The 12,615-nt window shown below is 49.1% G+C and carries 7 protein-coding genes; 2 read left to right on the top strand and 5 right to left on the bottom strand.

Annotation, left to right across the window (positions count from 1 at the left end; all coding sequences use genetic code 11):
- Window positions 1–114: 114 nt before the first annotated feature.
- Window positions 115–4,077: a PAS domain-containing hybrid sensor histidine kinase/response regulator gene (locus tag L1278_RS18715; protein ID WP_253406552.1), complete on the bottom strand. Its 3,963-nt coding sequence runs from the start codon at window positions 4,075–4,077 to the stop codon at window positions 115–117.
- A gap of 467 nt (window positions 4,078–4,544) precedes the next feature.
- Between L1278_RS18715 and L1278_RS18710 the strand changes: the two genes are divergently transcribed.
- Entirely contained in the window at window positions 4,545–5,642 is a 1,098-nt protein-coding gene (locus L1278_RS18710) for a PAS domain S-box protein (RefSeq protein ID WP_253406551.1), read from the top strand.
- A 60-nt stretch (window positions 5,643–5,702) separates the two neighbouring features.
- Here L1278_RS18710 and L1278_RS18705 read toward each other — a convergent pair whose 3' ends face one another.
- The 3 genes from L1278_RS18705 to L1278_RS18695 form a co-directional block, all read right to left on the bottom strand.
- On the bottom strand, window positions 5,703–7,061 hold the full coding sequence (locus L1278_RS18705; RefSeq protein ID WP_253406550.1) for a sigma-54 dependent transcriptional regulator: 1,359 nt from the start codon (window positions 7,059–7,061) through the stop codon (window positions 5,703–5,705).
- Between the two features lie 378 nt (window positions 7,062–7,439).
- Window positions 7,440–8,285, bottom strand: a complete 846-nt coding sequence (locus L1278_RS18700; RefSeq protein ID WP_253406549.1) for a DUF1206 domain-containing protein — start codon at window positions 8,283–8,285, stop codon at window positions 7,440–7,442.
- 59 nt (window positions 8,286–8,344) lie between these two features.
- Window positions 8,345–9,634 carry an acetyl-CoA hydrolase/transferase family protein gene (locus L1278_RS18695; protein ID WP_253406548.1) on the bottom strand — a complete coding sequence of 430 codons (1,290 nt, stop codon included), beginning with the start codon at window positions 9,632–9,634 and terminating at the stop codon, window positions 8,345–8,347.
- A gap of 228 nt (window positions 9,635–9,862) precedes the next feature.
- Between L1278_RS18695 and L1278_RS18690 the strand changes: the two genes are divergently transcribed.
- Entirely contained in the window at window positions 9,863–10,471 is a 609-nt protein-coding gene (locus L1278_RS18690) for a DUF4136 domain-containing protein (protein WP_253406547.1), read from the top strand.
- 40 nt (window positions 10,472–10,511) lie between these two features.
- On the opposite strand, the gene L1278_RS18685 is transcribed toward L1278_RS18690, so the two are convergent.
- Window positions 10,512–12,506 carry a monovalent cation:proton antiporter family protein gene (locus tag L1278_RS18685; RefSeq protein ID WP_253406546.1) on the bottom strand — a complete coding sequence of 665 codons (1,995 nt, stop codon included), beginning with the start codon at window positions 12,504–12,506 and terminating at the stop codon, window positions 10,512–10,514.
- Window positions 12,507–12,615: the final 109 nt, after the last annotated feature.

The raw sequence follows: 12,615 nt of genomic DNA, 5'->3' as shown, positions 1-12,615 counted from the left end.
AGGCAAAGCTGTTTGTAAGGCTTACGATTGTTTGACCCATAAATTTACAAAAAAGCCTGCCCCGCAACATTATCTTGTCAGCAGGACAGGCTGTATTCTTATACAGACGTCTATTTACGAAGTGATTTCAGCACATATCTCATCTACTACCTGCAGCAGCACTTGCCCTAGCTTACTGACGCCAACACGTACTTCATTCAGGTTGGTCTCCTGTCTGGCGTTCAACTCTACAAAGCGCACCACTTCTTTTATAGACTCTATCTTCATGGTGTCGATGGTGGACTTTACCTTGTGCGCCATGGCACTGACCATTTTCCAGTCTCCCAGCTCCATGGCCTTCTGCATTTCTCGCACAGTAACAGGTATGGTATCAGCAAACAGCTGGCGGGCACGGTTCATAAAGGCCTCATTGTTGTGCGACATTTTCTGAATGATTTCCATGCTATAAAGCGGTGCAGCCGCTAATTTCTGTTCCTGCGCCTGGTGTGCTGAAGTCCTGTCCTTTTCCTCGCCACTGTTTTGCTTCTTAGGCACCAGGCTGGAGATTTTTGTATACAGTACTTCGGCTTCAAAAGGCTTCGAGAGATAAGCATTCATACCTGCACTCAGGTATTTTTCGGCATCACCTTTCAGTGCATTCGCGGTCAGAGCAATGATCGGAATAGCAGCCTTTTGCGGGTCGCTCATGGCCCTTATCTGCATCGTCGCATCAATTCCACTCAATTCCGGCATCTGGATGTCCATCAAGACGATATCATAGTCGGACAGCTTCACCATCTCGACAGCCTCCAGGCCGTTGTAGGCAACGTCCAGTTGGAAACCCCATTCCTCCATGATCGCCTGCGCCAGGAAGACGTTTACTTCGTTGTCCTCTGCCAGCAACACCTTCACGGCACCCAGACTGGTAAAGTCAACAACAACGGCTTCACTTTCAGGCAAATGCACGTCCTCGCTTTTCGGATATGTGATCATAAAGCGAAAAATACTTCCTCCCTCCGGATTGTCTTCCACCCAGATATCGCCTCCCTGGCGCTCTACCAGGTTTTTGCAGATACTGAGTCCAAGCCCGGTGCCACCGTATTTGCGCGTAATACTGGAGTAAGCCTGCGTGAAGCCTTCGAAAATCAGATCCTTTTTATCCCCAGGCACACCTATACCTGTATCGATTACCGAAATCTCAATGGTAAGCGTAGTAGGTGTTTCTTCCAGTGTTCTGCCGTTCAGGACAACGCTTCCTTCTTCTGTAAACTTGAGGGCATTGTTTAACAGGTTCAACAAAATCTGGTTCAGGCGGTATGGATCTCCCTGCAACAGGGTGTGTGGTAGGTCCAGCTCACCAAGTTGAAAGGCAATCTCTTTCTCTTCGGCCTTGTACTTCAATGTCTGATAAGCAGCCTGCACCGTTTCTTCTATTCTGAATGGTATGGATTCGAGTTCCAGCTTGCCGGCTTCTATCTTGGCCACGTCCAAAATATCGTTGATGACTACCAGCAGGTTGTCGGCCGACTGGTTGATGATCTTGAGATAATTGAGTTGCGTTTCATCCAGCTGGGTTTTGTGCAGCAGACCACTCATGCCCAGTATACCGTTGAGCGGTGTCCTGATCTCGTGGCTCATGTTGGCCAGGAAGTTCTCCTTCACACGGGCTGATTCTTCTGCTGCCTCTTTCGCATTTTTAAGTTCTCGCTCGGTCTGTATACGGTCAGTCACATCCTGCGCAAAACCGATTACATACGGCTCCTGTCCATCCTCACTTACCTTATAGTTCTGGTAGCTGAGGAAGCGTTCTTCTTTGTCTTTGCGCAACACGCTCAGTACGCCTTTTACCACCGTTTGGCTCTCAAACTGCTTCAGGTAATCCGGGAAATTCTGGCGGTGCAGCAGCGGGAAGAACTGCTTCAGGGATTTGCCCACAATCTCCTCTTCTTTATAGCCCAGCATTTCGACCAGGTATGGGTTGACGGAAAGGATAACGCCCTCCGAATCGTGCGTACACATGTAGGCCTGGCTGTACTTGATCAGGTCACGGTATTTTTTTTCACTCTTCCTGAGTGCTTCATCAGCCAAGCGACGCTCGCTGATATCACGAGAAGAAGACTGAAACTTGATCACGTTGCCGGCACTGTCCATAATGGGCTTAATGCTGGTTTCCACCCAGATATAATAGCCATTACGGTGCCTTTGACGGTGCTGAACTGTAATGTTGCTTCGCTGCTTCAGGGAAACCTGATCGCTCATGCTCTGTACCTTCAGGACATCATCCGGGTGTATAAAATCAGAGGCAAAAAAGCCGATCAGCTCCTCAGGCTTGTAGCCAAACATTTCTTCAACGGCATTCGACACATAGGTATAATGGCCCTCCTCATCATACAGGCACACCAAATCGCGTGAGTTTTCTGACAGCAGCCTGTGTAGTTCCTCGCTTTCCTCCAGTCTTTTATTGGCGTTGTATTGCTCTGTTACATTGGCGGAAATACCAAGCACGTGTACTTCCCCGTCTTTCGTGACGAGTGGCTTTTTAATGGTGTTGAACCATTCCACACGACCATCTGGCAAGGTAAATTTTTCCTGAACGCGTAACTCCTGACCTGTCTGAATGACTAACTGATCGTTATGGTTGAAATGGTCGAGCTCCTGCTCGACCCCATGCAGATCGCGGTTGTTCTGCTCAATCACATTGTCAGGTGTAAGTCCGAACAGGGCAGCGAATTCCTGGTTAGCAAGTTTGAAGTTGCCTTCTCCGTCCTTCACATATATGAGCGAAGGGCTCGTGTTGAGCACCAGTCTGATAAAGTCATTCTTCTCTTTAACCTCAAGCGCAGCCATACGCTCTTCCGTCACATCCCGCACAATGGTAAGCACCTGTTCGCTATTGTACTTTACAATACGCCCTTCGTAGTAGCGCTCGTCTAACTCATAATCAATCGACTGCATTTCCCCGGTTGCCAGCACATCCTGTATGAGGTCAAATGCTTTCTGGCTTAGTGGGGCTGGGAGTAGGTCGAAGAGTGTTTTGCCAATTACCTCAGGGGATTGTATCACTTCGTACTGCAAGTGCTCGTTGTGCATCTCCAGGTACACACCGTGCTTGTCAATGATGAACATTTGATCAGGTATGGCATCCAGAATAGCCCGTATTTTGGCTTCTCTGTCACTGATCTCCTGTTGTGCGTGATGCAGGTCGGTAATATTGAGTCCGTGCCCGATCACAAGTCTCACTTCGCCCTGCTCGTCCAGCACCGGGTTCAGCTTGCGGATATGGTAACTGGCATTGCCCTGTCTATCCACGAGCTTTTCTTCAAACGATACCTGGCGGCGCTCCTCTAGGGCCTTCGTCAAATATTTACCACGGTTTTCGATGCGGTGCAGCGGCACATTGCGGTAGGCGCAATACTCCTCATTCGTTTTGTTAATGATCCATTCCTGCAGGTGGGGATCTGATACGGCTGCCGGGTTAACGAAAATATAGCGAAGCTTGCTGTCGTAAACGGCTACGTCGGAGGGAAGATTATTCAGGATGGCCTCGTAAAACCCTTTCTGCTCGGCAAGTTCCTGGTTCTTCTGGCGTAACCTGGTTACGTCTTCAGCAGAACCGATGATCTGACTTACCCGGCCATCGGCATTGCGTTTATAGACGGCCTCTCTGCAAAAAAGGATTCTGCTGGAACCATCGCTGGCACGTACACTGTACGTAATCTTGCGTACCTCACCATCCCGGGCACTTAACATGCCGGAAGAGTGCTGCAGCAGGATGGGCTTGTCTGCATCATGCACGACAGACATAAAAAAGTGCCCATCCATCGCATCCAGTTCCCCCTGCGAATATCCCAGAATTGTTTTAATGCAGTTGTTAAGGTAGATGCTTTTGTTTTGATCCAGATCGTAAATGTAGACGATGCTCGGCACCATGTGCATGACGTTCTGTACCAGCTCTGCTGTGGTATCAGACGGATTTGTACGGAGTAGCTGTAGCTCGCTGGCAAGTGTTTCGGCCTTTTGTTCAGCCTCTTGGCGTGCTTTTCTTTCTTTTTCGAGCTCCTGTTGCAGCAGCTGCAGCTCGTATGAAGTTTCCATCATGCAATCAATAAAACCCGAGTAAAAGAGAAGCGGATTTCCTTGCAAATTATCTCTTTTCAGTGAGGTAACAATCGAATCAGGTAGATAATTTTATGCGAAATCGAATATTTTATTTCACACATGGATAAATATCTTAATCGGCACACACTACAGAACTAAACTTATCTGGTTTAAACGCTGCTTTGCAAATGGTACTTTTCAATAGCTGACACCTTATGTTATAGTGTGGTAAAACCCATTGTAGGACTAGCTTAAAATCGCTCTAAAATTTAATTTAGTGTAAAACCCCGGCGGCACTACTGTGACAAAGAAAACACTGTACATATCACTAGAATTCCGGGAAGTTGAATTGGAAAGCGACTTGAAGAAAAAAAACTGTGCAGGCAAGCCAACAAAATAAGTCGGTTCCTGTTGCCAACCGTAGATATTAGAACGCCCCCTTAACTACTGAAGCTAGCCCATTTCCAATGGATGCAAATAAAGAACTAGAATTGTTTCAGTTCGAAAAACTTACCCAGACGCTCTTTCTCAATCATCCGGATGCCATCTTTCTACTGGATCTGGAGGGGAATTTTATGATGGTAAACGAAGAAGTGTGCCGCATAACCGGGTATGATCGGGAAACGCTGATTGGCCAGAGTTTTGAGTCACTCATCGAGGAAAGCATCAAAGATTTTACAAGGAAGCGCTTTCTGGAATCTACGCGGGATATACCACAGCGCTACGAAACCACCATTGTCACCAAAAGCGGAGCCAGGCACCTGGATGTCACCAATTTCCCACTCAAAAACGAAAGCCGCATTATTGCAGTTTTCGGTATCGCCAAAGACATCACCGACAAGAAACAGAAAGAGGCTGAACTTGAGCAATACACAGCGCTATTGAAGGTACACAACGACGAGCTGGAAATATTCCGTAAGATACTGGCCCATGATATGCGGAAGCCCGTTGCCAACGCCCTCGGTTTTGCAAGGCTCCTGCAGTGCAAGCTCTCAGAAAGCAAAGAAAACGAAGTGAAGCGCTACTTACTGCATACCGTAGAGTCTGTGGATGTGATGCTGCGCGATCTAAATGAGTTAATCGCCTTGCAGTCAACAGGTAAGGAAAGCAAGGAAGAAATTGACGTTAACAAAACATTAAAGCGATTGGTCAACTTCTTTCAGGAAGAGATCAGGCAGACGGGTGCGGTTCTGGAGATCGACATTGCTGAAAATACCCAAATCCAAACCATTAAGGCTTATTTCAACAGCATTCTCCGCAACCTGATCTCCAATGCGCTGAAGTACCACAGCCCGAACCGAAAACCAATCATCAGGTTATCCGCTTCCGTGCAGGATGAGTTCATCACCATTCAGGTAGCGGATAACGGCATAGGTATGGACTTGGTCAAGATTGGTCCGGAAATGTTTCAGATGCACCGGCGTTTTGCTCCTAAGGTGGCGGAGGGAAACGGGCTCGGTTTGTACATCGTGAACCAGCAAGTCAGGTTGATGGGAGGTCAGATCAAAGTTGAAAGTGAAGTCGATAAAGGCTCCACGTTTACGATCATATTACCCACGAATTAAACCAGTAGCTATACCTGAAGCGCACACGGAAAATAAGGATTTACAGGGCAAGGCTATACCTTACTTCACTGTGAGTTCGTGGCTCTGGATCATGCGGTAGATTGTGGATTTGCCGATGTCAAGTTTATCAGCTACCAACAGCACATTGTAATCATACCTGTCCAGGAAGCGCTGAATGATGGCAGTCGTATATTCCTTTAGACTGCGCTCCTCGGCCAGAAAGTCCTTTTCAGTGTGACTGGCGGAAAAATTAATATCCTGTTCCTGTATCGCATCCTCATCCGCCAGCACGACGGCCAGTTCTGCCAGCGCCTTCAGTTCGCGCACGTTACCCGGAAAAGTATAAGAGAGGAGCTTCTGCTGTGCCGCCGGTGATAAATATTTTCGCCCGAGGCCATTCTCTTTGGCAAAGGCATCAATAAAAAACTTGGCCAGCACCAGTATGTCACTGCCTCTTTCTCGCAAGGGCGGCAACTGAATAGGCAAGCCCAACAAGCGGTAATACAAGTCTTCTCTGAACCGGCCTTTTTTTACTTCTTCAGCCAGGTTTTTGTGCGTGGCCACGATGATGCGTACATCTACCGGCACGACAGCGTTTCCGCCTACCCGTGTAATTTCCTTTTCCTGGAGCACGCGCAATAATTTGGACTGCAGACTAATGTCCAGTTCACCGATCTCGTCCAGAAAAATGGTACCCTTGTTTGCTTCTTCAAACTTGCCCAGGCGGCGTGAGACGGCTCCGGTAAAGGCGCCCTTTTCATGCCCGAACAATTCGCTCTCAATCAGTTCACGAGGTATAGCCGCCACGTTTACCGCCACATAGGGGGCCTTTTTGCGGGTGCTGTTGTAATGGATCGCTTTAGCCACAAGTTCCTTGCCTGTACCTGTCTCGCCATGAATGGAAACGGTGATGTTGGTTTTCGTGGCTTTGTCCATCAGGTTAAACACCTTTTTGATGGCATCGCTGTTGCCGATGATCACTTTGCCAAAGTCGTACTTCTGCCCGATCTCCTCCTTGAGGTGGTCGATCTCTTCACGCAACGACACATTCTCCCGTATCTTGTTGATCGTGTTCCAGAGCCGCTCCGGGGTGTCTTCGTCCTTTACGATGTAATCATAGGCACCCAGCTTAAGCAGATCCACAGCGGTAGCCACGTCCTCCTGGCCTGAAATCACTACGACCTGCACATCCGGGTTGAGTTCTTTAATGCGTTTGAGTACCTCAGAGCCGTTTTTGTCTGGCAGCGAATAGTCTAGCGTCACCACATTGGGGCGCAGGTGCATGTTGGCAAGGCAATCGTTGGCTGAATGAAACTTACGGATTTCGTAGTCCGGATTCAGAGAAAGGTGGTATTCGAGCAGTTCGCTATACCAGACGTCATCATCCAGTATAAATATTTTAAAAGAACCGTTTGTCATCAGGCGTCGTGTGGTTGCAAAGTTCGGGTCAAATATAACTGAAAAGTTATATCCTGATAACAGTTTCCGGCCCAATTTTGGTTTAACAGCAGGGCTTTATTAACATTTCAAAATAATGTTATAGTCCGCCACGGTTCAGTACTTTACCCTCAGTAAAAATACGTGTTAGCTCTCCTTTCCTGCTTTAATTCAAAACCAGGAAAGGAGGGTCGAAATCGTTGCTAAGGGAATTCGTTTCAAAAACGCATCCGGTAGGGTAGGCACTCCACCATTATATGCCCTCTACAGGTATAGCGACTAGCTCATTAGGCACTATCGTGAAGCTGTCAGCACTCATAATCACAGGTACAGACCGTACACGGGAAGTGATCAGCGCGCCTATACCTTCGCGCTAATCACCTCACACTTGGCGCGTACAAACATGAAAACACCGTAGCAAATGAGGCCTAAAGCCAGTATCCCGAGCAGGTAGGAGCCATAAGAAGCCTCCTCCAGGAATTGGAAGGCCTCAGAACTACTGCCAGCCTCACGGGAGTTCGAAGTCATTGCGGCACGCAGGAGCAGATAGCCGATGATCAGCCAGACCACGCCACGGGCAATGTAACCTACCATTCCGGCCCGCACAAGCGAGGTTCTGAGTTCCGGCTTCAGCTGTTGCGACTGAACTTTGTTCATGTACTTACCGGAGTAGGCGCGGTAAAACTGATAAATTCCCATGATCATAGTGCCAACCGCCACTGCGCCAAGCAACCACTGCCCAAAAGGCTGGGACAACAACTCACGCGCCAGTGTCTGACGCGAGTCTGAGCCATTGCCTCCGCCGCCATTGCCTAAAAGTAGCTGCGCGGCTGTAAATGCAAGCACGCCGTAAACAGCACCGCTAAATGCGTAGCCAATGCGCTTTCCTATACCTTTCGCATCAGTTCCTTTCTCCTCAGTATCGCGGAAAGCCTGTATAAAACGCCACAAGGTATAGCACAGCATACCTGCCGTCACGATGCCTAATAGCACTTTGCCATAAGGCTGCTCCAGTATGAACTGGAAAACACCGGTCTTGCCGGCCTCTTCTGTGCTCTGACCGCCCAGTTCGAAGGCCGCCATAAAGGCGAGCGCCCCAACCAGGCAATACACGACTCCTTTAGCGATCAGACCAACGCGGGCGAAGCGCACGACCCATTCAGGACGGGGTGTAGGTATACGGGAAGGTGAAATAGATATGTCCATATAGTGAGTATTTAACCTTCCCATTCACGAAAACCCGCAGCTAAAGTTTAGTATCGTGGTTATAAGTTTTTGAACCGCTTATATGCTTCTTCCTCCAGTCGGGCCCGGTGGTCTGGGTGCGCAATCTCGATCAAGGCCTTGGCACGTTGCCTCAGGTTTTTCCCGTACAGGTAGGCCACTCCGTATTCCGTCACCACATAATGCACGTGGGCGCGCGTTGTCACCACGCCTGCACCCTGGTTGATGTAGGGCGTGATCCTGGAAATGCCTTTGTTGGTCACGGAAGGCAGTGCAATGATCGGCTTCCCGCCGTCGGAGAGGGCCGCGCCCCGGATAAAGTCCATCTGGCCGCCTATACCTGAAAACTGGTACGTACCGATGGAGTCGGATACTACCTGGCCTGTCAGGTCAATCTCGATGGCGCTGTTAATGGCGGTCACTTTCGGGTTGGAGCGGATGACGGTCACATCATTCACATAGTCAGAGCTGAGCATCGTGATCAGCGGATTATCGTCCACAAAATCATAAAGCTCCCGGTTGCCCACGATAAAGCCCGTCGCTATACGACCCCGGTGCCTTTTCTTGAACTCATTTGTGACGATCCCTTGCTCTATCAGTGGCAGTACCCCATTTGAGAACATTTCGGTATGGATGCCGAGTCCTTTGTGGTTGGTCAGGCTCCGGAGAGTCGCGTCAGGTATAGCGCCTATACCCATTTGCAGGGTAGCACCGTCTTCAACCATTTCGGCAATGTAGCGGCCAATAGTCTCCTCAGTTTGAGTGATGCGCGGGCCGTAGTCCACTTCCGGAAGCGGTTCGTTCACCTCCACCAGCGCATCAAAGCGACGGATATTGATCAGGGCATCGCCGTGGGTACGGGGCATCTGGGGGTTTACCTGTGCAATGACGTGTTTCGCACTGATAACGGCTTGGCGGGCAATGTCTACAGACACTCCCAGTGAGCAGAAACCGTGGCGGTCGGGTGGCGAAACATGCACAATGGCCACATCGAGCGGCATGATGCCGGAGCGAAACAAATTCGGGATTTCGCTCAGGAAAATGGGCACATAGTCGCCGCGGCCACTGTTAACAGCCTCCCGCACGTTAGCCGACACAAAAAGGGAGTTGATATAAAAAGCGTCGCTGCAGCGTTCCTCAGCGCAGGGCATGTCGCCAAATGTGGAGATACTCACCAGCTCCACATTACGAAGTTCGTCAGCGCGCTCGGCCAGTTTATGCAGCAGGTACTGTGGCGTGGCGGCACTGCCATGCACAAACACACGATCTCCGGATTTGATAGCAGAAAGGGCTTCTTCGGCTGAGGTGTACTTCAATTGGGCTTGATTCATGGTTTCTTGGTTTTTGAGTGTAAGCTTTGGGCGTATCGCTTAACTTACGGCTTGTCATACACTCGGTTTGAAATGCCTCCGAAATCGGGGCAGACTATTTATTTATTCGCAAAAGAATATATAAATTTGACAGCAAGCGATGATATTTGTCACCCTTAAAAATAAGCACGCGTAAGGAGGGGAAGAAAGAAGCCCCATACCACCGTCGACCACACACCAACAACACCTATGAAAAGCTTTAAAAATCAACTATTTTCAGCGCTATACCTCTTTCTGTGCGCGATTTTCCTCAGCTCATGTGTAGCCACTTCAGGCATCGACCACACCAATACGATCAGTTCATCGGAAGGCGTACTGGCTAAAAAAACCACGTATGCCTGGTATAAGCCTACGCCAGCCGCGCAGCCTGCCTACGGTCCGGACTTTGATGCCGACCTGCACAAGCACCTGCTGAAAGCAGTAGAAGAAGAAATGCAACGCAAAGGCTACACCAAAACCACTGTAAACCCGGATATGCTGGTGGCCTACGATGTAAGCGTTTCGGTGCCGGACGCCATGGACAAGCCAGAGCTATATGGTCCCGGCTTCGGGTATAGCTACGCCTATATGAGTGGCTACCGGTATACTTATGGCAACGCAGAGCTGCCCGGTTACCGCGCTGTAGACCTTTTCAAGCAAGGAACGCTGATTTTAGACGTGATCGACCCGAAAACGAAACAGCTGCTCTGGCGTGGCTGGACCGAAGGAGCGATCAAGGACTTCGGCGCAGGCTATGGCGCTGTGAAAAGCCAGATACAGCGGATTGTGAACCGGATGCCGACTGCTACACAACCTTAATAAGAAGCCCCCGCCTGAATAGAGGGGGCTTTTTTTATACTTAATCAGACCTGACAAGATTATTGAAGCGCATCACGTCGGCGGGTTTACCTACCACATAGACCACATCGCCCCGCTTCAATTTTGTCTGCGCATTGATCTCCAGTAATGTTGCGCCCTCACGCTTTATAGCTACCACAGTTATACCAAAGCGATTGCGCACATCCAGTTCTATCAGCGATTTACCTACCAGCGTGTCATCTTTTGTAAAGATTCGCAAGGAAGCTACCTCAATATCAGGCAGTTCTGCCGAAATATTGCCGCCCTTGGTTTTGCTGCCCGTCATGCTGCGGAGCATCTCATAGTTGTCAGCCCGGATACTGAAAGTGAAATTATCGATCTCATCGCGGGGCATCAGGTATTTAGAAAGCACCCGAGTGAAAATCTCTATCGAAGTCTCAAACTCCTCAGGTATAACCTCATCCGCTCCCAATCGGTAACTCTCTTCCATTTCCTTCACAAAGCGGGTCCTGACGATAATGTGTACTTTATCGCTAACCTCACTGATGCTGGAGATGATACGATTGGTCGCCTCCTGGTCTGAAATGGCGATGACCACCACCCGTGCCTTGTGTACGTTTACATGTGCCAAAATAACACCGTGCACTGCGTCCCCGAAGATGATGTTTTCTCCCCGCGCCCGTTCCTCTCGTACAGTTACAGCATTAAGCTCCACGATCACATAAGGTATGCTGGCATGACGTGCCGCTTTGGCTACATTGCGCCCATTGATGCCATAACCCACGATTATGATATGGTCTTCCAGACGATGCATGTCGTCTATGGACTCAAAGTTGACAGGGGCATTCGGTATATGGTTTTTGCCGGTCATCCAAAGAGCGCTCAGTTTATTGGCAATGGTATGGAAAGAACCGATCACAAAAGGTGTGATCGCGATGGTCAGCAATGAAACAGAGAGAAAGAACTGATACACCTCCAGCGAAAGCAGACCATTTTTTATACCTGTTTTGGAAAGAATGAAAGCGAACTCACCTACCTGAAAAAGGGAAAGGCCAACCAGTATGGACGTTCGTAACGGGTATTGCAAAATCCGGGCAGCCATAGCCGCGATCACTCCCTTCAGGATAAAGGTGCAGACAGTCAACAACAGGATCAGCGGCAGGTGCTGCAGCATGAAGCCAAAGTCAAGCAGCATCCCGACCGAAACGAAAAAGAAGCTGGTGAAGATCTCACGAAATGGAAGGATGTTACTGGTAGCCTGGTAGCTGTAATGTGATTCTGAGATAATTAATCCGGCCAGAAATGCACCCAGCGCCAAAGATAGGCCAAGGCTCTGCGTCAGCCAGGCCACCGCAAAACAGATAACCACAATACTGAGAATGAAGAGCTCTCTGCTTTTCGTCCTGGCGACTACAAACAGGAGCTTAGGCACCAGATAGCGGGCACTGATTAATACAAAGACAATGACAAAGGCGCCTTTCAGCACCATAAGCAGCAGTTCGACCACGATGTTCTCAGACCCGCCCGCCATGAGCGGTACCACCAGCATCATGGGTACTACCACAATATCCTGAAAGATCAGAATACCGAGCGCTATCTTTCCGTGCGGGCTGCTGATCTCCCCATTGTCCTGCAACAGTTTAAGCACTATGGCGGTACTGCTGAGCGAAATCAGGAAACCGACAAAGAAACCTTCGGCTGCTGAGAAGTTGAACATCATCAGGACAAGGCCGACCAGCAATATCGTAACCAGCACCTGGGTAGCGCCACCCAACAATACAGTTCGCTTTATCAGGGCCAGATTGCGCAGCGAAAACTCTATTCCGATGATAAACAGGAGCAGTATTACACCAATTTCGGCCAGTATCTCGATGTCGTGTACGTCTTTGACCAGGCTCAAGCCATAGGGCCCGGCGATTACACCAGTTATCAGGAAGCCCAGGATGGTAGGTAGCCTGAAACGCTGAAAGAGCAAAATCACAACTACGGCCAATCCCAGGATGATCACGACATCAGACAGGAAAGGAACTTCCATTCGATTTTATATCCTAAAGGTTTTTGTTATTCGAGTTTGAGCACTCCTAAGTTGAATTTTGGTGAAATATAATGAAGATTTAAGAGGTATAGCATAACAGAAAAAAAGG

Source organism: Pontibacter sp. HSC-36F09, from assembly GCF_024171605.1.
In the GTDB taxonomy this organism is placed as follows: domain Bacteria; phylum Bacteroidota; class Bacteroidia; order Cytophagales; family Hymenobacteraceae; genus Pontibacter.
Note: the sequence above shows the minus strand (reverse complement) of the source record. Positions and strands in the feature narration are given on the sequence as shown.